General features: G+C 72.3%; 16 protein-coding genes. 10 read left to right on the top strand and 6 right to left on the bottom strand.

Annotated elements, in window-relative coordinates; translation table 11 throughout:
• Positions 1 to 18: 18 nt before the first annotated feature.
• On the bottom strand, positions 19 to 2,061 hold the full coding sequence (locus K4G22_RS18685) for a cellulase family glycosylhydrolase (protein WP_228081430.1): 2,043 nt from the start codon (positions 2,059 to 2,061) through the stop codon (positions 19 to 21).
• A gap of 148 nt (positions 2,062 to 2,209) precedes the next feature.
• Here K4G22_RS18685 and K4G22_RS18680 point away from each other — a divergent pair, with 148 nt between their 5' ends.
• Both K4G22_RS18680 and K4G22_RS18675 read left to right on the top strand, forming a co-directional pair.
• Positions 2,210 to 3,301, top strand: a complete 1,092-nt coding sequence (locus K4G22_RS18680) for a LacI family DNA-binding transcriptional regulator (RefSeq protein WP_228081429.1) — start codon at positions 2,210 to 2,212, stop codon at positions 3,299 to 3,301.
• A 916-nt stretch (positions 3,302 to 4,217) separates the two neighbouring features.
• Positions 4,218 to 4,547: a hypothetical protein gene (locus K4G22_RS18675; protein WP_228081428.1), complete on the top strand. Its 330-nt coding sequence runs from the start codon at positions 4,218 to 4,220 to the stop codon at positions 4,545 to 4,547.
• A gap of 23 nt (positions 4,548 to 4,570) precedes the next feature.
• Here K4G22_RS18675 and K4G22_RS18670 read toward each other — a convergent pair whose 3' ends face one another.
• The 4 genes from K4G22_RS18670 to K4G22_RS18655 form a co-directional block, all read right to left on the bottom strand.
• Positions 4,571 to 4,690 carry a DUF6126 family protein gene (locus K4G22_RS18670; protein WP_228081427.1) on the bottom strand — a complete coding sequence of 40 codons (120 nt, stop codon included), beginning with the start codon at positions 4,688 to 4,690 and terminating at the stop codon, positions 4,571 to 4,573.
• Between the two features lie 33 nt (positions 4,691 to 4,723).
• Complete coding sequence (locus tag K4G22_RS18665) at positions 4,724 to 5,359, bottom strand: helix-turn-helix domain-containing protein (protein WP_228081426.1); 636 nt, start codon at positions 5,357 to 5,359, stop codon at positions 4,724 to 4,726.
• Positions 5,360 to 5,491: 132 nt separating this feature from the next.
• Positions 5,492 to 8,059 (bottom strand): ABC transporter permease, encoded by a 2,568-nt coding sequence (locus K4G22_RS18660; protein ID WP_228081425.1) that lies wholly within the window; start codon positions 8,057 to 8,059, stop codon positions 5,492 to 5,494.
• Positions 8,056 to 8,844 carry an ABC transporter ATP-binding protein gene (locus K4G22_RS18655; RefSeq protein ID WP_228081424.1) on the bottom strand — a complete coding sequence of 263 codons (789 nt, stop codon included), beginning with the start codon at positions 8,842 to 8,844 and terminating at the stop codon, positions 8,056 to 8,058. Before K4G22_RS18655 ends, K4G22_RS18660 begins: the two co-directional genes overlap by 4 nt.
• A gap of 341 nt (positions 8,845 to 9,185) precedes the next feature.
• Here K4G22_RS18655 and K4G22_RS18650 point away from each other — a divergent pair, with 341 nt between their 5' ends.
• Both K4G22_RS18650 and K4G22_RS18645 read left to right on the top strand, forming a co-directional pair.
• Positions 9,186 to 9,857: a SurA N-terminal domain-containing protein gene (locus K4G22_RS18650; RefSeq protein WP_228081423.1), complete on the top strand. Its 672-nt coding sequence runs from the start codon at positions 9,186 to 9,188 to the stop codon at positions 9,855 to 9,857.
• A gap of 37 nt (positions 9,858 to 9,894) precedes the next feature.
• Complete coding sequence (locus K4G22_RS18645) at positions 9,895 to 10,896, top strand: nucleoside triphosphate pyrophosphohydrolase (protein ID WP_228081422.1); 1,002 nt, start codon at positions 9,895 to 9,897, stop codon at positions 10,894 to 10,896.
• A 36-nt stretch (positions 10,897 to 10,932) separates the two neighbouring features.
• Here K4G22_RS18645 and K4G22_RS18640 read toward each other — a convergent pair whose 3' ends face one another.
• Entirely contained in the window at positions 10,933 to 11,841 is a 909-nt protein-coding gene (locus tag K4G22_RS18640; protein ID WP_228081421.1) for an SUKH-3 domain-containing protein, read from the bottom strand.
• 152 nt (positions 11,842 to 11,993) lie between these two features.
• Here K4G22_RS18640 and K4G22_RS18635 point away from each other — a divergent pair, with 152 nt between their 5' ends.
• From K4G22_RS18635 to K4G22_RS18610, 6 genes are all read left to right on the top strand, one after another.
• Positions 11,994 to 12,968 carry an SMI1/KNR4 family protein gene (locus K4G22_RS18635; protein WP_228081420.1) on the top strand — a complete coding sequence of 325 codons (975 nt, stop codon included), beginning with the start codon at positions 11,994 to 11,996 and terminating at the stop codon, positions 12,966 to 12,968.
• Positions 12,965 to 15,358 carry an SUKH-4 family immunity protein gene (locus K4G22_RS18630; protein WP_228081419.1) on the top strand — a complete coding sequence of 798 codons (2,394 nt, stop codon included), beginning with the start codon at positions 12,965 to 12,967 and terminating at the stop codon, positions 15,356 to 15,358. The genes K4G22_RS18635 and K4G22_RS18630 overlap by 4 nt, the downstream gene beginning before the upstream one ends.
• 39 nt (positions 15,359 to 15,397) lie before the next feature.
• On the top strand, positions 15,398 to 16,348 hold the full coding sequence (locus tag K4G22_RS18625; protein ID WP_228081418.1) for a cellulose-binding protein: 951 nt from the start codon (positions 15,398 to 15,400) through the stop codon (positions 16,346 to 16,348).
• A gap of 76 nt (positions 16,349 to 16,424) precedes the next feature.
• Positions 16,425 to 17,888 carry a bifunctional UDP-N-acetylglucosamine diphosphorylase/glucosamine-1-phosphate N-acetyltransferase GlmU gene (gene glmU / locus K4G22_RS18620; RefSeq protein ID WP_228081417.1) on the top strand — a complete coding sequence of 488 codons (1,464 nt, stop codon included), beginning with the start codon at positions 16,425 to 16,427 and terminating at the stop codon, positions 17,886 to 17,888.
• Between the two features lie 90 nt (positions 17,889 to 17,978).
• Entirely contained in the window at positions 17,979 to 18,956 is a 978-nt protein-coding gene (locus tag K4G22_RS18615) for a ribose-phosphate diphosphokinase (RefSeq protein WP_228081416.1), read from the top strand.
• A 449-nt stretch (positions 18,957 to 19,405) separates the two neighbouring features.
• Positions 19,406 to 19,996: a 50S ribosomal protein L25/general stress protein Ctc gene (locus tag K4G22_RS18610; RefSeq protein ID WP_228081415.1), complete on the top strand. Its 591-nt coding sequence runs from the start codon at positions 19,406 to 19,408 to the stop codon at positions 19,994 to 19,996.
• Positions 19,997 to 20,025 lie beyond the last annotated feature (29 nt).

Genomic DNA, 20,025 nt, shown 5'->3' with positions numbered 1-20,025 from the left:
ATCCTCCGGTTGCCCTGCTCAGCTCGTCGCACGGTCGTCGACTTCCCCGAGTTCGGCTATCACCACACCATAGGTCGGCAGTTCGATCGTGGTCAGTTTCTCGCCCTCAAGGTCCCGCAGGGAGCCGGCGACCATGGTGGGCGTGACGCTGAGCGGTGCCGCGTGCTGGCTGACGAACCACACATAGGACCGTCCCTCCTCGTGCACCATCCGCGCCACCAACACCCGGGGATCGTCCACCGACACCTCGGGTACCACCCCGGCCTCGGCTGCCAACGCCGCGTAGAGCCGCCAGGTGGGCTCCGGGTTGACCCGGGGCGTGACCGCCGCCATGTGCTCGACCGGGTAGGTGGACAGCACCAGTTGACCGGCGCCGTGGCGACGGCGCAGCAGTGCGGGACGGCCGTGCGCGTCGGTGGCCACCACCTCGGCGCCGTCCGGCTCGACCGGCAGATAGGAGCGCGAGTTCTCGGTGCCGGCGACGGTGAACGTCAGCCGCTCGCCGGCCCTGATGGTGCCGAAGTCGCGCTGGAAGGTGAGGACCAGCTCCTCGTCCTCGATGGGCTCGGTCAGGCCGTAGCGCAGCTTCTTGACCACGCCGAAGGTCTCGTCCAACTTCGGCCACCACGGGCCGCGTTGCACGCCGTGCTCACCGGTGAAGAAGGAGGCGTAGACGGTGGCGCCCGCCTCCGCGCGCCGGACCAGATGACGCCAGCCGCCGGCGGTCAGCTGCTTGGCCGAGGGCAGCAGATAGAGCGAGCAGTCGTCCGGCAGCCCGTCCGCCTCGCGGGCCACGCCGACCGGCAGGTCCGCCTCGCGGGCGGCGACATACGCCTGCCGGGTGTGGTTCAGCACACTGCTGGCGTCCTCGGGCTGCGTGAACGGGTACATCTTCTCCAGGAACGAGGAGACGACGAGCGCCACCCGGGTGTCCTGGCGGTGCAGCCGGCCGAAGTCGACCCGGGCCAGCAGCTCGGTGAACCGCTTGACCTCACGCAGCTGCTCCTTGGGACGCCCCGCCTCGTCGGTGATGCCGAAATGCATCTCGAAGGGATGGTGGCTGTACGGTTCCTGGTCCCAGAGGGCGTCGTAGTCCGTGTTGTTCCAGGGCATCCAGCCGGTGGCACCGGCCAGCAGGGTGTTGTGCAGGATCTGCCGGTAGTAGTGTGCGGCGTTCTCCTCGGAGACATAGTCCGAGGTCACGCCGAACTCCTCCATGATCACCGGCTTTCCGCCGATGTCCAGCAGCTCGCAGACGAAGGCGGCGCCCAGGTGCTGGCGCACCGGGTCCGTCTCCATCCGGTAGACATGCGGGCCGTGGAAGTCGATCAGCGGCTCCAGATCGCGCACCCGGAAACCGTTGTCGGCACCGGTCATCTCCACGCCCCAGGCGCCGTCGCCGATGGAGACCGGCTGCCGGGCCCCCGTCCCCCTGATGGCGTTCACCAGGGTCTTCGCCCAGGCCGTGACGGTGGTGGCGTCCAGGGTGCCGATGCCACGGGACCGCCAGTCGCCGTAGATCGGGATCTCGTTGGTGAGCAGCCAGCCGGCGACCGCCGGGTGGTCCTTCCAGCGCTGGGTCAACTCGCGGACGTACCACTCCTGTTGCGCGACGAACGAGGCGTCGCCGAAGATGTCGCGCCCACCGCGCCAGACCGGGTCCCAGTTCTGCCCCGACATGTGACCGACGATGAAGGTGGGGATGGTGTGCATCCCCTGGGCCTGGTGCCGGTCCAGGAAATCGTCGTAGTGGGCCAGCATCTCGGGGTCGAGGGTGTTCTCGGCCGGCATGAAGTCGGGCCAGAAGAAGAACGAGCGGGTCAGCGTGATGCCGTGCTCCCGCATCACCTTCAACTCCTCGTCCACCACCTCGGGGCGGTAGTCCCGCCACATCAGCGGGCCGCCGGTGCGGGACCAGTAGTTCACGCCGATCCAGATGGTGGCCTCGCCTTCCTCCTGACCGCCTTCCTGGCCGCCTTCCCGGCCGACGGATGGCTGGCCGCCGCTGGGCACGCTGGTGGTCTGCGGGGTGGTGCGGAGCTTGGCCGCGTTGCGCCTCATCGCCTGGTTCCTCTGCTCGGGGCCGCTGTGTGGCCCCTCAGGTATATCGTTTTACTAGTTGGCTGTCGAGAGATTGAGTGAGCGGACTTGCCGCGCTACCATGCGGTACTCCTCAGTCCGTGCAACGTTTTCTCGTAACGTTCTCCCGATGGGTCAGGTCCAGCACTTGGCGGCACAGAAGAACCCCGGACGCGGGCGAAGGTCCGACAAGCCGACGATCGCCGATGTGGCGGCCCTGGCCGGCGTCTCGGTCTCGGCCGTCTCCAAGGTGGTCAACAACCGGCCCGGGATCTCGGCGCCCACCCGGCAACGGGTGCTGGACGCGGCGGACAAGCTGCGTTGGTCGCCGTCCGCCACGGCGGTGGCCCTGCGCGGCGCGCGGACCAAGGCCATCGGCATGGTCGCCGGCCGGTCGGCCGACGTCCTGGCCACCGACCCGCACTTCTCGGTGCTGATCTCCGGCATCGAGAGCGAACTCGCCCCGGCGGACTACGGTTTGCTGCTGCATATCGTCGGCGAGGAGCCGGGCGCGGAGGAGCGGGCCTACCGCCGGCTGGCCGAGGAACGGCGGGTCGACGGGGTGATCCTCACCGAGAGCCGGGTCGGCGACGGCAGGTTCGAGCTGCTCCGCCAGCTCCAACTGCCGGCGGTGCTCGTCGGCACGCCCTGGCGCGACGACCCCGTCCCCTCCGTCCGATCCGGCGGCGAACAGGACGCCGGGATCAGGGCGGCCGTCGACCACCTGGCGGACCTCGGCCACCGCCGCGTCGCCTATGTCTCGGGCCCAGAAGACCGGGTGCACACCGTATTCCGCCGCCGGGTCTTCGAATCCGCCCTGGCCGAACGGGGGTTGCGGCCGGCCCGGATCATGGTCTCGGACTTCACCGCGGACGCGGCGGTACGGGCGGTGCGGGAACTGCTCTCCGGAGCGGAGCCGGAACGCCGGCCGACGGCGGTGCTCTTCGCCAACGACACGATGGCCGTGGCCGGCATGAGCGAGGCGCGCCGGCTGGGCTTCGAGGTGCCCCGCGACCTCTCCGTCATCGGCTACGACGACCTGCCCATAGGGGAGTTGGTCCACCCCCGGCTGACCACCATCGCCCAGGACCTCAGCCAACTTGGCCGCGCGGCGGCGGCCACGATGTTCGCCATCCTGAACGGTTCCGCGGAGTCCGCTGGCGCGGAGGCCCCGAAAGTACGCCAGCCGACCCTGATCATCCGCGAATCCACGGCGTCCTGACGCCGGACGGGCGTGAACGGCGTCCTCACGCCGGACCGGCCTGAACGGACCGAGCGCGGGCCCCGGCCGGCAGCGCTCCGCGCCCCGCAGGCTCAGACGGACCGAAAGCACACCACCCACCGCGCGATGCCCTCACGCCCGACCGGCGTGAACGGACCAAACGCAGGCCCCGGCCGGGAGCGCTCCGCGCCCCACAGGCACAGACGGACCGAAAGCACACCACCCACCGCGCGGCGTCCTCACGCCGGACCGGCCTGAACGAACCAAACACGGGCTCCAGCCGGGACCGCTCCGCGCCCCACAGGCACAGACGGACCGAAAGCACACCACCCACCGCGCGGCGTCCCCACGCCGGACCGGCGTGAACGGCGTCCTCACGCCCGACCGGCGTGAACGGACCAAACGCGGGCCCCGGCCGGGACCGCTCCGCGCCCCACAGGCACAGACGGACCGAAAGCACACCACCCACCGCGCGGCGTCCCCACGCCCGACCGGCCTGAACGAACCAAACACGGGCCCCAGCCGGGAGCGCTCCGCGCCCCACAGGCACAGACGGACCGAAAGCACACCACCCACCGCGCGGCGTCCCCACGCCCGACCGGCCTGAACGGACCAAACGCGGGCTTCGGCCGGGACCGCTCCGCGCCCCACAGGCACAGACGGACCGAAAGCACACCACCCACCGCGCGGCGTCCTCACGCCGGACCGGCGTGAGCGGACCGAGCGCGGGCCGCGGCCTGGCCGGGCCGTTGACGCGGAGCGGGGTGGAAGCGCGGCCGTTGAGCGTGTTGTGGCTCGACGCGTGGGTTTCGCCCGGTCGGGTCGCGGTGGGGGGGCTGGCGCAGGGGGAAGAGAACCGGGGGGTGGCTGGTCGGCGTCTACCGGGTGTTCGGGTAGGGCGGTGTTGGGAGGGCTCATGGGTACGGTCGCGGAGCGCTCCCGCGGTGTGGGGTTGGCCCTGGCCGGGGTGGGGGCGGTGTCGTCGGCGCTGTTGGCGGGGCCGCGCGCCGCGTTCAGTCTGGACGGCGGTTTCGAGCACCACGCCCGTGATCTGAGCGTGCCGCTCGTCGTGCTCGCCTGCGCGCTCTTTCCCGCGCTCGCCTGGGCGCTGGCCTGCCGGCTCGGGTCGCGGCCTTCGGTCGCTCTGGTCGTCGCCCTCGCGGCGCTCGGCCTCGGGCTGTGGGGTGCCCTGGAGTGGTGGTCACCGCGCCAGCACCCGGATCCCGGCTATGGGCCGGGCATCTGACCGCGCCCTTCCCCGTGTGGCGGCTACTTGCCGACGGTGAAGAGGAGAACGAGGAAGCCCGCGAGGATATGGCCCACGAGGCCGTAGAGGAGGACCCGGATCCACAGGCCCCGGGGAATGGTGTCCTTGCGCATGTCTGGCATGACCGGGTTCTCCTTCGAACAGGTTCGGGCGGCTCAGTGGCGGGGTTCGCCCAGGCACAGTTCGGCGTCGGCGCTGCGCAGCAGCGTGTGCACGAAGAGCAGTTCGGCGCCCCGGGCGGTGGCGGCACGGATGCGGTGCGGGGTCAGGGAGTCGAAGTGGGCGCTGTCCCCCGCGTCGAGGGTGTGCTCGAAGTCGCCGAGGGAGAGCAGCAGTCGGCCGGACAGGACGTGCAGCCACTCCTCGCCCGGGTGCACCCGGACCAGGTCGCTCTGGCCGCCGCCGGCCGGGACGCTCACGCGCAGCGCGTGCATGGCGCGGCCGGGGGCGCCGGCCTGCCGGTAGGACCAGCCGCCGACCTCCTGGGGCACCGCCTCGCCGGCGCGGATGACGGGGTCGGGAAGGGCGGCGGTCTCGCCGAGCAGGCCGGAGACGGTGGTGCCGTAGATCCGGGCGAGGCCGAGCAGCACGGGGAGCGACGGCTGCCGATGGCCCGTCTCCAGTCGGGAGAGGTGCGCGGGCGACAGCTGCGCCCTCTGGGCCGCGGCCTCCAGGGTCAGCCCGGCGTGGCGGCGCAGTTCCCGCAGCCGGGGCGAGATGACGGGCAGCTCACGCGCGGCGACCGAAGCGGAGGCCGAGGGGTCGGGGAAGCCGGAGGAGCCAGGGGGCATACCCACGATTGAGCCACGCCTCTTCCCTCTGAGGCAAATTACTTGCCTTGGAGGCAAGGAACGTACGGCTCGGGGCCGCGACCCGGCTGGGTCGCGGCCCCGAGGGGGTGGGTGGCCGTCGCGGCCCGAGGGTCACTCGGTGGCGATGGCGTTCAGCACGTTCATCCGGCCGGCGCGGAAGGCCGGCAGCAGGGCGGCCAGCAGGCCGACCACCGCGGAGCCGATGAAGACACCGATGATGGTGCCCCACGGGATCTCGAACGACTCCATGCCCTCCATGGCCAGCAGCTGCTGGCCGGCCGCGCCCCAGGCGAGGCCGAGGCCCAGGCCGAGTAGCGCCCCGAAGAGGGCGATGACCACGGATTCCAGGCGAATCATCCGGCGCAGCTGGCGGCGGGAGAGACCGATGGCCCGCATCAGGCCGATCTCCCTGGTGCGTTCCACCACCGAGAGCGCCAGGGTGTTCACCACACCCAGCACGGCCACGATGATCGCCAGCGCCAGCAGGCCGTAGACCATGTTGAGCAGCATGCCGACCTGGCTCTCGATCAGGTCCTTGAACTCGGCCTGGTCGCGGACCTCCATCTGGGGGTACGGCTCGACGGCCGCGTCCAGGGCGGCGCGGGCGGCGTCCTGCTGGCCGTCGACGGCGCTGATGTAGAGGGTCACCGGGAGCGGGACCTGGTCGGCGTGGTCGAACAGCGTCTGCTCGCCGAAGTGCCAGCCGCCGAGCATGTCGCTGTCGGCGATGATCGCCGCCACCGTCAGCGTGGTCTCGCCGCCGCCGTCGAAGGCGACCAGCAGCTCGTCGCCGAAGGCGATGCCCTCATCCTCGGCGTGCGACTCGCTCACCGCGATGGCACCGGGGGCGAGGGCCGACGAGAGGTCGCCCTCCAGGGTCTCCATGGTCACATCGCGGTCATAGGTCTCGGAGACCGCGGCGACGGTGTCGAGCTCAAGGACGTCGCCGGACGGCAGCGTCACATCGAGGTCGACCATGCGGAACTCGCTGATGTGGTCGAGGCCGGGCACATCCTCGATGGCGGCCGTCACCTCGGGCACGATCTCGCTGAACATGCTGGTGGTGACGACGTAGTCGGAGCCGAGTGACGAGTCGATCTGGTCGCGAGCCGAGGCGACCATGGATGAGCCGATCACCGACAGGCCGGCGACCAGCGCGAGGCCGATCATCAGCGCGGAGGCGGTGGCGCCAGTGCGGCGCGGGTTGCGCAGCGCGTTGCGTTCGGCGAGCCGGCCGACCGAGCCGAAGCCGCGCAGCAGCACGGCGCTGATGCCCCGCACCACCAGGCCGACCAGGGACGGACCGACGATGACCAGGCCGATCAGGCTGAAGAGCACGCCCAGCGCCAGGAAGCCGGCGCCGGCGGATGCCTCGTTCGCCGTGGCGGTGAGCGCGAGGAAGCCGAGGCCGGCCACCGTCAGCACGCCGCCCAGCAGGGCCCGCACCCGGCCGGCGCGGGCGTCGCCCGGCAGGCCGGCGTCGCGGAGCGCGGCCATCGGGCTGATCCTGGACGCCCTGCGCGCCGGTATGTAGGCGGCGATCAGGGTGACCGCGATACCCAGGATCACACCGATGATCGGCACCGAGGCGTCGATGGTGAGATCGTCCGTGCTCAGCTTCATGCCGACCGCGCTCATGATCGACATCAGCCCGACGGCCAGCCCGATGCCGACGCCGAAGCCGATCAGCGAGGCGACCGTGCCGAGCAGCAGGGCTTCGATCAGCACGGATCGGTTGACCTGCCGGCGGCTGGTGCCGATGGCCCGCATCAGGCCGATCTCGCGGGTGCGCTGGGCGACCAGCATCGAGAAGGTGTTGACGATCAGGAAGATCCCGACGAGCAGCGCGATGCCGGCGAAGCCGAGCAGCACGTACTCGAAGATCGACAGCGCCTCGCCGATCGCGTCCTTGTTGTCCTCGACGTACTCCTCGGCGGTCTGGATCTTGTAGCCGTCCTCGCCGATCAGCGCGGCGACGCTCGCCTTCAGCTGCTCGTCGGTGACGGTGCCGTCGGAGTCGACGTAGATGTTGGTCAGATCCGCGTCGCCGTCGAGCAGGTACTCGCGGGCGCTCTCCGTGTCCAGGTAGAGCAGCGCGGCACCCGGGTTGGTGGTGTCGAACTTGGCGATGCCGCTGATGGTCAGCGGAAAGTCGCCGAAGGCGCTGAGCAGCCGCAGCGAGTCACCGACGGCGAGGTCCGCCGAGTCGGCGGTGTCGGCGTCGACCATGACCTGGCCGCCCTCGGGCGGCGCACCCTCGGTGACGGTCATCATCCGCTCGTCGATCACGCTCCAGTTGGACGTGATCGTCGGCGCGCCCGAGGTCGGGCTGATGCTCTCGTTGTCCTGGTCGATGGCCATGGCCGACAGCGAGACGATCGAGCCGTTGACGTGCTCCACGCCCGGCAGGTCGGCCAGCTGCTCCTGGAGCTCGCCGGGGATGGTGTCCGGCTTGCCGGTGCCCATGCCCGGGGCGGAGAACTCGTCGGCGTCCTCGTGGCTGACGGCCACGTTGGAGGCGCTGACGTCGAAGAGCTTGGTGAACGTGTTGTTCATGGTGGCCGTGAAGACCAGCGTTCCGCAGACGAAGGCCACGGAGAGGACGATGGCCATGGCCGAGAGGACCATGCGCCATTTGTGCGCGTAGAAGCTGCGGAGTGAGGTCTTGAGGACGGTCACGAGGTGCGTCCCTGTCCGTCGAAGTTGCGCATGCGGTCGAGGACGCGGTCGGCGGTGGGGTCGCGCATCTCGTCGACGACCTGGCCGTCGGCGAGGAAGATGATGCGGTTGGCGTAGGCGGCGGCGACGGGGTCGTGGGTGACCATGACGATGGTCTGACCGAGGTCGTCGACGGAGCGGCGCAGGAAGTCGAGGACTTCGGCGCCGGCGCGGGAGTCGAGGTTTCCGGTGGGCTCGTCGCCGAAGATGATGTCGGGTCGGGCCGCGAGGGCGCGGGCGACGGCCACGCGCTGCTGCTGTCCGCCGGAGAGCTGGTTGGGACGGTGCTTGAGACGCTCGCCCAGACCGACGGTGGCGACGACACGATCCAGCCACTCGCGATCGGGCTTGCGGCCCGCTATGTCCATCGGGAGCGTGATGTTCTCGATGGCGTTCAGGGTGGGCAGCAGGTTGAACGCCTGGAAGATGAACCCGATGTGGTCCCGCCGCAACTGGGTCAGCTTCTTGTCCTTCAGACCGGTGATCTCACTGTCCCCGACCCAGATCCGGCCGCTGGTCACCGTGTCCAACCCGGCCAGACAGTGCATCAACGTCGACTTACCGGACCCCGAAGGACCCATGATCGCCGTGAACACCCCCCGCTCCACATCCACACTCACCCCGTCCAACGCCGCCACCCGCGTCTCGCCCTCGCCATAGGCTTTGACAACGTTCTCAGCTCGCGCGGCTACGGCCGAGTGCCCCCCGCTGCCCCCGGTCGCCGGATTGACTACAGCCGTCGTCACGTGTTTCTCCTTGCTCTGCGCGGATATCTGTCTGATTCCCGTTCGACTCCCTAGAGACTAGAGTCTGCGGCGACTCCCCCTTATCAGCCCCCGGGATGAACTCTGGGTCAGTGAGAAGTGGCAGGGTTCCCCTAAGGGACCGTCCAAGGGGCGTAGGGGACACGGAGTGCACGGCGCCGGCGCGGCAGACGCCGGCCGCGCGTTCGGCCCGGCGGCGGGGGGTCGAGGGCCGTGCCCGTGGGGGAGAAACGGATCCGACGGTGGTCAGGGTCGCCCACGCTGCATAGGATCGGGCCGCGTAAGATCGACCGACCCAATGGCTCGTCCACGGGAGTGCCCCAGTGAAGCGCCGCACCTCCGCACTAGCGGTTTCCTCCGCAGCCCTGCTCCTCGCCGCCCCGCTGCTCGCCGGCTGCTCCACCGGGTCCCACCCGGGCGCCGCGGCCGTGGTGGGCGACGAACGCATCACCGTCTCCAGCGTGCAGGCCCGCGTCGAGACCGTGCGCGAGGCCCAGCGCGAGCAGCCCAACGGGGACCAACTGCTCGCCTCAAGTGCCGGGTTGACCCGGGACACGGTGGACTTCCTGGTGTACCAGGAGCTGCTGGAGCAGACCGCCGCGTCGCACGGCGTCGAGGTGACCACGGCCCAGGTCCAGCAGGAACGGAACCTGGTCGAGGCATCGTTGGGCAGCGCCGAGGAGTTGGAGCTGAGCGCGATCAACGGCACGGTCGGCCTGCCGCTGACCGGCGAGGAGCAGATCAACGAGGTGCTGCGTCGGCAGTTGCTCTTCCAGGGCCTCGCCACCCGGCTGGGCCTGCCGGCCGGCCCCGAGGGCAACCAGCTGTTGGCCCAGGCCCTGTCGGCGACCGCCGACGAGGTCGGGGTCGAGGTCAACCCGCGCTACGGCACCTGGGACACCGAACAGCTGGTGCTCGCCGACGCCGACACCCCGTGGCTCCGCCAGGACGCCCCGGCCGAGGAGGAAGGGCTGATCCCCCAGCCGCCGGCCTGACGGCCCGGTCCCCCAACGGCGCGGTTAGGGTCGACGGATGACCGTGCGAGACCTCAACGGCGCTTCTGGCCGGATCGTTCTGTTGACCACCAGCCACCGGGTGGCCCCCGGGCTGCTGTCCTGGCCGGCCTGGCAGGTGTTGCACGAGGCCGACTCGGTGGTGTGCGGGGACAGCTCGCACCCCCAGGGCCCCTATCTGCGGGAGGCCGGGGTCGCCGTGTCGGACGGTGTGCCGGGCGCGGCCGAGTTGGTCGCCGCGTGCGCCGGGGGCCGGACGGTGGTCGTGCTGGCCGGCGCCGAGGGCGAGCCCGACCTCACCAACGAGCTGGCCGGAATGGCCGGTTCCGGACGCTTCCGGACCCTGCCCGAGCTTGAGCTGCTGCCCGGCTCCTACGACCTCCCCGGCGCCAGGCTCCTCGATCTGGTGCGGGTGATGGACGAGATCAGGGCCAACTGCCCGTGGGCGGCCATCCAGAGCAACGCGGATCTCGCGCGCTACGGCCTGGAGGAGGTCCACGAGCTGATCGAGGCCGTGGAGACGGGCGATCCCGACGAGATCAGGGAGGAGTTGGGCGACGTCCTGCTCCAGGTGGTCTTCCACGCGAGGATCGCCGCCGACGCCCCCGAGGAGCCCTTCGACATCGACGATGTCGCCGGCACCATCGTCGACAAGCTGATCCGGCGCCATCCGCATGTCTTCGGCGAGGCGCACGCCACGACTCCGGAGGACGTCAAGGCACTGTGGCTGACCGCCAAGGCGACCGAGAAGCAGCGCACCTCGCTGACCGAGGGAATCCCGCTGGGCCAGCCGGGGCTGGCCCTGGCCGCCAAGCTGACCGGCCGGGTCAGGACGGCGGGGCTGGCGGTGCCGCTGCCCGGGGGCGACCCGAACGACGGCCCCGACGGCGCTGATCAGGGGTTCGGCTACCGGCTGTTGGCGCTGGCCGCCGAGGCCGAGGCCGCCGGGGTCGACCCGGAGACGGCGCTGCGCGCCGCCGCCCGCGCCTATCGCGACGCGATCATCGCGGCCGGCGGCTGAGGCAGGCCGGCGGCTGAGGCGCCCGGTCCCGCCCGCTCAGGACGGCGCCAGGCGGTGCGGCAGGGTCCCCGTGAGCAGGGTGGCCAGACCGCTGAGCACATCCCAGCCGAGAAACCAGTCACCGGTGTGGTCAATGCCATACAGCCGCGCCTCGCGGTCGATGGCCAACAGGGCGGTGCCGTTCACTTCCTCGCCCAGCGGGCAGAGCCGGGTGCCCAGTGCGTTCCCCAAGTCGCTCAGGGTGCGCACCCAGTGCACACCGGCGAGCGGGTTGATGGTCACCGCGTGGGGCGCCACGGCGACCCCGGGTCCGGTGGGGTGCAGGGTGATCTCCCCCAGTTCGGCCCACGCCTCGAAGGCGGCGGGGAAGAGCTGATGCGCGTGCCCCTGGGGCGAACGGTGGCCGCTGAGCACATCCGCCCAGCGTTCCGCGCGGGCCGCGTGGGAACGCCCCGGCGTCCAACCGGCGGCGGCCAACGCCTGGTCGACCGTGCCGATCGACCACGGCGCGCCGGCCGTCGGCCCGCCGCCCGGATCGGCGCCGCCGACAACGGCCGGATCCGGGCCCTGCGTCGGCACGTCCAACCGCGCCAGCAGCACGGCGCAGGAGCGGCAGTGCGGGGCGTGCGCGCCGTGCAACGGGTCGCCGTCCTCGCGGATGTGGCGTGTGGTGATGCCCGCGCCCGTCAGCGCCTCTCTGGCCTCGTCGACGTCGCGCGCGCCGACCTCGGTGAGCAGACGGGAGAGCAGGGCGGGCTCCGGGCAACGTCCGATGTGACGTTCCCGCTGGGCGGTGCCGAGTCCGGCGAGGATCTCGGCGACCACCGGGTGTGGCTCGGGCGGCGGCGTGCTGCGGCTGGCGGTGCCGGTCAGCGGCTGAGCCCGGTCCGGAAGGGAGAGCGCGGCGGCGGTGGTCGGCAGGATGCCGTCGCGGCCACGTGGCATCTCGGGAGGTGCCGGTCGAGGGTCGCGATCCTGCTGACCGCCCGACGGCTGGCCGTGGATTTCCGATATCACGAGGACGATCGTGCCACCGACTGGTGGAACCCATAGGCTGTGCCGCAACAGCGAGAGGCAACAGCAGGGGGCTTAACGCCATGACGACAGGTCGGCTCGGGCAACAGGCCGCGCCACCGAACAGGGCCTATGCCGGTCAGGTGGTGCAGTTTCCCGACCCGGTCCGCGCGGGCAGATATCCGCACGGTGTCCGGGTGGACGCACAGGGCTATCCCGACTTCTCGCGCTACGCCAGAGCGGCGGCCGAGATCGCCGAGCCGCCGGCCGGCTTCGGCGTGGACGAACTGCGGCTGACGGACTACGTGTCGGCCAACGCGGCGCTGCACGCCTCGGGTCATCCGCTCTGGGCCGAGCTGCCGGCCGTCGCCACCCCGCACGGCTGGACCTGGCACCACGTGGCCAACTCGCGGCGGCTCGAACTGGTCCCGGTCGAGGTCAAGGCGCTGCTGCGGCACCACGGCGGGCTCGCCACCACCGCGGTCGACCAGCACAAGCGCGGCACCCGGCCGTTGACCGATCCGCGCCCGGCGCACTTCAAGCTGCCGAGCGGGCTGGCCGTCCCGGAGGAGCGGCTGCGCGCCGCCGAGGAGAAGCTGGGCAACCAGCTGCCGCCCGCCTACCGGGCGTTCCTCAAGGCCGCCGGCGGCTGCGCCCCCGTGGGGGTCGCGCTGGACGCCGAGTTGGGCCTGCTGGTCGACCAGCCGTTCTTCACCCTGCGTGAGGAGGCGGCGGTCAACGACCTCGTCTACATCAACAAGTGCCTGCGCGACCATCTCACCAAGGACTACCTGGCGGTGGGGTTCGCGCAGGGCGGCATCGTGGCGGTGCGGGTGCGCGGCGAGGGCACGGGCTCCGTCTGGCTCTGCCCGGTGGACGACGCGCGGGACCGGGACGGCCTCGCCGTCACCGAACGTGTCGCCGAGCTGCTGCTGCCCTGCGGCGAGGACTTCGACGACTTCCTTCGCCGGCTGGCCGGCTCCCCGCCGGAGCTGGAGACCGTGGCGGATCTGATGGTGGACGGCGGCTTCGCCACCGTCGTCCCGGTTGAGGAGTGAGCGCGTTGGTCACGTTCGCGCAGGCACAGGAGCGCGCCGAGCGCTGGGTGAACGGCGCCGGCGCGCCGGCGCGCACGGCGCGGGTGCGGGAGTTCGCCCTGGGCTTCGTGGCCTGGGCCGAGGAGGCGTCCGGCGTCGAGGCCGGCGGCGGCCGGCTGGTCATCGCCAGGGACAGCGGTGAGGCCACCTACTGGCCGGCGCTGGAGGTGGCCGAGATCATCCGGCGGTACGAGGAGGAGTACGGCGGTTCGACGGATCCCGTGCCCGCTCCCGAGCCGCCGAGGTCCGTCGATCTGGAGGCCACCTCCTTCCTGCTGACCCCGCCCGAGTGGCTCCAGGCAGCGGCCGACAAGGCCGGTATCCCGGACAACAGGCCGGGCGCCGCCGCGCCGTCCCCGCCGCCGCCCGCCTCCGAGCCGTTCTCCATGGGGAAGCCTGCGGCCGAGCGGCCGGCGGCGCCCGATCCGTTCGCCCCGTTCAAGCCGCCGGCCCCGGCCGCCGCTTCCGCCGCTCCGACGCCGCCGGCCCCCGAGGCCCCCGCGCCGAGCGACAACCCGTGGGCCGCCGCCGATGTGACGCCGGGTGGCGACGACAAGTCCCCCAACAAGCCCGACAAGCCCGAGCAGCCGGCCCAGCGGGACGCGGCGCCGGCGAGCGCCTCCCCCTGGGCGGGCACGGACACCTCGGGCAGCGCCGAGGAGGCGGAGGCGATGGCCCCGCCCGCCACCGTGTTCTCCGCCCCGCTGACCAACGCGGACGGACAGCGGCTGGCCCCGGGGCCGACCACGTCCGAGGCCAGGACCACCGTGCTGCCGCAGGGCAGCGCGCTGCCCCAGACGGCGGTCCAGCCCCCGCCGGGCGATCTCCAGCCGCCCGGCCTCAGGAACGCGCCGCCCGGCGCACCCGTCGGCCCGCCGCCGGCGCCGCCGAACGTCCCGGGCACGCCCCCGCCGCCGGGGGCGGCGCGGATCGCCGCTGAGGACACCCACAAGACGCAGATCGGCGGGCCAGGCAGCCGCCCGGCCGGCGGCCCCGGGATGCCGGTGCCGCCCCCGCCGTCGGCGCCCGGCGCGCCGCGCGGCGCCCGCCCGCAGGCGGACGAGCAGACCGCGGGCGAGGAGGTCGCCTACGTCCCCACCCAGATGGTGGACCCGGACGTGGTGGCCTCGCTGCGCTCGCAGTCCCCCGGTGGCACGCCGCCGCCCCCGGGGCCCGCCGGCGCGCCCCAGGGCCCGCCACCGCCGCCTGGCCCCGCGGCCCAGCCGGGCCCGCCCGGCGGCCCGGGACTCGGCGCCTCGCTCGGCGGCCCGGGCCCGGGGCCAGGCCCCCAGGGCCCGGCGCCGCTGCCCGGGCAGGGGCCCCTGCCCGGCTCCACCCCGCCGCCGCCCTCCTACGGCTACCCGCAGGAGGCACAGCCGGCCGTCGGCTCCGGCTATATGGCGGTGCTGCGCTACCGCGGCCCCGACGGCTCCGAGCAGCAGCTCATCCGCCGCTCGGCGCCCGGCATGCCGCACCCCGAGTGGCAGATCCTGCACGAGCTGCTCGCCATGCAGGTACCGGCACAGCAGGTGATCGAACTGCACACCGAGTTGCAGTCCTGCGAGCTGCCGGGCGGCTACTGCGCCCGGATGATCCGGGAGACCTGGCCCCAGGTGCGGATCACCAACACCGCCGCCTACGGCACGGACTTCGCCTCCCGCCAGGCGGGCGTGCGTCATCTGGTGGAGCACCAGGACGAGTTGCAGCAGTTCGCCGACGGCCCCCCGCGTTCCGCCCCGGTGCGCGCCCCGCTGCCGCAGCAGCCGCCGGCGCCGGCCGTGGGCCTCGACGTGATCGGGCAGGAGCTGGCCGAGGCGTTCGGGCCGCATCTGGTGTTCCGTTACGAGCCGAGGTTCGCCTCCCGGCAGGGGGTGCCGGAGGTGGTGGCGCAGACCCTCGCCTGGAGCGGCGTCCCGATGGAGATCCCGCCGTTCTTCTGGGCCAGGGCCCAGCCGGGGATGCCGATCCCCACGCTGGCCGAGGTGGCGATGGAGCACGGTGTCCAGCCGGCGCCCGACGCCGGTTCCTATCTGGTGGTGGGCAGCGACTTCGGACGGCAGCTCTGTGTGCAGTACGGCACCGCGCATATCGTGGCCGTGCCGCTTGAGGCCGGTCCCGGCGGGCAGGGCGCGCCGCCGCAGTTCGTCAACGCCTCGCTGCCCCAGTTCGCGCGGTCCATGGCGCTGCTCGGCCGGATGTGGCGGCTGCGCTACGGCCTCACGTCCGAGCAGGCCGGCCGCTGGACGACGGACTTCCAGGCCCAGCTCGCCTCGCTCGACCCGATGGCCGTGTCCGATCCGGAGAGCTGGTGGTCGGTTCTGCTGGAACAGATGTGGGACGGTCTGCTGTAGTTCGGATGTCCCCGCCGCTGATGGGGGATCATCTTGGCTATGACGGGTTTCCGCACGGCACGGGGGCGGGGCTACTCGCCGCAGCAGGTGGACCGCGTTCTGGCGGCGTTGGGCCGGGAGCGCGACGAGGCGTGGCGCAGGTTGGCCGAGGTGGGGCTGCGCGCCGACCGGCTGGGTGAGCGGGCCGCCGCGCTGCGCGCCGAGGTCGCCGCGCTGCCCGAGCCGGACTTCTCCACGCTGGGTGAGCGCGCCGAACTGCTGCTGGCCGAGGTGGTCGCCGAGGCCACCGGCGTGCGCGAGTCGGCCGAGGCGGACGCGGAGGCGCTGCTGCGCGGCGCCGAGGAGTTCAGCCGCGCGCTGCGGGAGCGGGCGGCCCGCGAGGCCGCCCAGGTGCGGGTGACCGCGGAGGCCGAGGCCAGGCGGGCGCTGGACGAGGCGGACGCCGAGGGCCGGGGCCTGCTGGAGCGGGAGCGCGCCCGCGCGGCCCGGGTGCGCGCCACGGCGGACGCCGCGCTGGCCGATGTCGCCAGGCACGCGGAGGCACTGCTGGCCGAGCAGCGGTCCAAGGCGCGGGCCAGCGGCCGGCTGGCCGAGGAGCGGATGGCCGCCAGGAGCGCCTCCGTCGAGGCGCGGGTGCGGCAGCTGACGGAGCGGGCCGACGCGGTCTGGGAGCAGGCCAGGCGGGAGTTGGCCGAGGCCGAGGGCGCGGTCCGCGCGCGCAACGAGGCGGCGGAGGCGCGCCGCGCCGAGCTGCTGGCCGACGCCGAGGCGCGGCGGCTGCGGATCGAGCAGGACGCGGAGCGGATGCTGCGCCTCCAGGAGGAGCGGGCCGACCAGGTGCGGGCGTATATGACGCACCTGCGCACCACGCTGGCCGCGCTGACCGGGCGCGCCCCGCGCCGGCCGGCCGTGCGCCCGCTGGGCGAGCCCGCCGAGGAGGCCGGCGCAGGCTGGGAGGGCGCGGAAGGCGGGGAGCCCCGCCGGGGCTGACGCGAGGGCCGGGCGGCGGCACGTGGGTATCCTGCGGATCATCCCCCCGTACCGCAGACCTAAGGACGCGATCCTCGTGAGTTCCAACCGTCCGGCAGCCATCATCGTTCTCGCAGCGGGCGAGGGGACCCGCATGAAGTCGGCGACGCCCAAGGTGCTGCACGAGCTGTGCGGCCGTTCCATGGTCGGCCATGTGGTCACGGCGGCCGGGGAGTTGGCGCCCGAGCGGCTGGTGGTCGTGGTCGGCCACGGCCGGGAGCAGGTGACGGACCACCTGGCGCGGCTGGACGCCAAGGTGCAGACCGCCGTCCAGCACGAGCGGCGCGGCACGGCGCACGCGGTGCGCACCGCGCTGCACGCCCTGGCCGCCGAGGGCGGGGCGCCCACCGGAACGGTGCTGGTCACCTGCGGCGACACCCCGTTGCAGACGTCGGCGACGCTGGGCGCGCTGGCCGAGCGGCACACCACCGAGGGCAACGCGGTGACGGTGCTCACCATGGAGCTGCCGGACGCCACCGGCTACGGCCGGGTGGTGCGGGAGCCGGACGGCTCGGTGGCCGAGATCGTGGAGCACAAGGACGCGTCCACCGACACCCTGGCGATCCGCGAGGTCAGCTCCGGCGTCTTCGCCTTCGACGGGGAGTTGCTGGCCGAGGCCCTCACGAAGGTCGGCACCGACAACAGCCAGGGCGAGGAGTACCTGCCCGACGTGCTGCGCATCCTGCGCGCCGAGGGGCACCGCGTCGGCGCCGAGCTGGCGGCCGACCCCAGGGAGCTGGTCGGCATCAACAACCGGGTCCAACTGGCGCAGGCGCGCCGGCTGTTGAACGACCGCCTGGTCGAGCGCGCGATGCTGGCCGGGGCGACGGTCGTGGACCCGGCGAGCACCTGGATCGACGCGACCGTCACCTTCGAGCCGGACGCGCTGGTGCAGCCGGGCTGCCAACTGCTGGGCGCCACCCATGTGGCGGCCTTCGCCGAGGTGGGCCCGGGAACGCAGCTGAAGGACTGCACGGTGGGCGAGGGCGCGCTGGTGGTCCACACGGTCGCCGACACGGCGGTGATCGGCACGGGCGCCAAAGTCGGCCCCTACTCCTATCTGCGCCCCGGCACCCTGCTGGGCACCGACAGCAAGGTCGGTGGCTTTGTCGAGGTGAAGAACTCCACCCTCGGCACCGGCACCAAAGTCCCGCACCTCTCCTATGTCGGCGACGCCACCATCGGTGAGCACACCAACATCGGCGCGTCCAGCGTGGTGGTGAACTACGACGGTGAGGCCAAACACCGCACCACCATCGGTTCGCACTGCCGAACGGGAGCGGACAATACGTTTGTGGCCCCGGTCACGGTCGGGGACGGGAGTTACACCGCCGCGGGTTCCGTGATCACGCTCGACGTTCCCCCGGGGTCACTCGGGGTAGCCCGTGGCAAGCAGCGAAATGTGGCGGGCTGGGTCGCGCGAAGGCGGCCGGGATCGGCCGCCGCCGAGGCCGCCGAGGCGGCTCTAGCTGCGGCGGAGCGCGATCAAGATAACGCCTGACGGGTTCGCGCCGGCCGGTCCACGGCGTACCGTAGGAGGGCCCCTTTGGGGTGAACGAGCGCCGAACCGCGGATTCCAAGGAGACGTACTGTGACCGGGATCAAGACGACCGGTGAGAAGAAACTCATGCTCTTCTCCGGCCGCGCCCACCCCGAGCTGGCGAAGGAGGTCGCCGCCGAATTGGGCGTGGGACTGGTCCCGACCAAGGCTCAGGACTTTGCCAACGGCGAGATCTATGTGCGTTTCCAGGAGTCCGTGCGGGGTGCCGACTGTTTTCTGATGCAGAGTCACACCGCGCCGATCAATAAATGGATCATGGAACAACTGATCATGCTCGACGCGCTGAAGAGGGCCTCGGCGCGGAGTATCTCGGTGATCATTCCGTTCTATGGATATGCCAGGCAGGACAAGAAGCACCGTGGTAGGGAGCCGATCTCCGCGCGGCTGATGGCGGACCTGCTGAAGACGGCGGGCGCCGACCGGATCATCACCATGGACCTGCACGCGGACCAGGTCCAGGGCTACTTCGACGGTCCGGTCGACCACCTCTTCGCGCTGCCGGTGCTCACCAACTACATCGGCAGCAGGGTGGACCGCGAGAAGCTGACGGTGGTCTCCCCCGACGCCGGCCGGGTGCGCGTCGCGGACCGCTGGGCGGACCGGCTGGCCGCCCCGCTGGCCATCGTCCACAAGCGCCGGGACCCGGACGTCGCCAACCAGGTCACCGTCCACGAGGTGGTCGGCAACGTGAAGGACCGGGTCTGCGTCCTGGTCGACGACATGATCGACACCGGCGGCACGATCTGCGCGGCTGCCGACGCGCTGTTCGCCAACGGGGCCTCGGACGTCATCGTGGCCGCGACCCACGGCGTCCTCTCCGGGCCGGCGACGGACCGGCTGAAGAACTCCCGGGTGAGCGAGGTCATCTTCACCAACTCCCTGCCCACGCCGGGCGAGGTCGCCCTCGACAAGATCACGGTCCTGTCCATGGCCCCCACCATCGCCCGCGCGGTCCGCGAGGTCTTCGAGGACGGCTCGGTCACCAGCCTCTTCGAGGGCGACGCGTAGCCCGAGCCCGGGCTGGCCCAAGCGACAAGCCCCGCCCCGAGACGGGCCCAGGGGTTCCACCCCCACCGGGGGCAAAGCCCCCGGTGGGGGTGGAACCCCTGGGAAGACGCCCGGCCACACGGCCACCCGCCCGTCCGGCGTGCGGCCCCCCACTCGCCGGGCAGCGGCGCTTTCGGCCCGGGGCCCGGGCCCGGAGCGCTCCCGGGCGAAGCCCGCCGCCAGGGCACTTTCCCCCACGCCGCCCACACCGGTCCGGCGCGGCGGGCCCCGGCCGTCGGGGCGTGGTGAGGGCCCGGTTGAGCCGCGAGGCGATCCGCTGGGTACACTCGGGGCGTTGCTCGGCGAGGGAGGCCCCCGGGGCCCATCCGTTATCGACGCGCTCTTTGTGCAGGCCCGCCCAGGGCCGAGTGACCATCTATGTTTTCGGTCACACCACGAGGAGCGCAGCCATGGCTGATGTGAAGATCACCGCCGAGCCGAGGGCCGAGTTCGGGAAGGGCGCCTCGCGCCGTATCCGCGCCGCCGGCAAGGTTCCCGCCGTCGTCTACGGGCACGGTGGCGACCCGGTGCATGTGACGCTGCCGGGGCACGAGCTGATGATGGCGCTCAAGAACTCCAACGTCCTGATCACCCTCGACATCGAGGGTCGCGAGGAGCTGGTGATCCCCAAGGCCGTGCAGCGCGAGGCGATCCGCGGCTTCCTGGTCCACACCGACCTGCTGGTCGTGAAGCGCGGCGAGAAGGTCAACGTCGAGATCCGGATCATCACCGAGGGCGAACTGGCCCCCGGCGGTGGCCTGTTGGAGCACGTGGTCAACACCCTGTCGGTCGAGGCCGAGGCCACCAACATCCCGGAGTCGGTCACCGTCTCCGTGGACGGCCTCACGGTGGGTGACTCCCTGCTGGCCAAGGACGTCACGCTGCCGGCCGGCACCACGCTGGCCGGGTCTCCCGACGACGTCATCGTCCAGGTGCTCCAGCCGCAGGCCGAGGAGCCGTCCGCCGACTCCGGCGCTGAGGGCGAAGGGGAAGCCAGCTGAAGCTCGGCGACCGTGGCCGGGCCCGGACG

The sequence above is a fragment of the Streptomyces profundus genome (assembly GCF_020740535.1).
Lineage (GTDB): Bacteria > Actinomycetota > Actinomycetes > Streptomycetales > Streptomycetaceae > Streptomyces > Streptomyces profundus.
The sequence above is the reverse complement of the archived record's forward strand: the minus strand, read 5'-3'. Positions and strand labels throughout refer to the sequence as shown.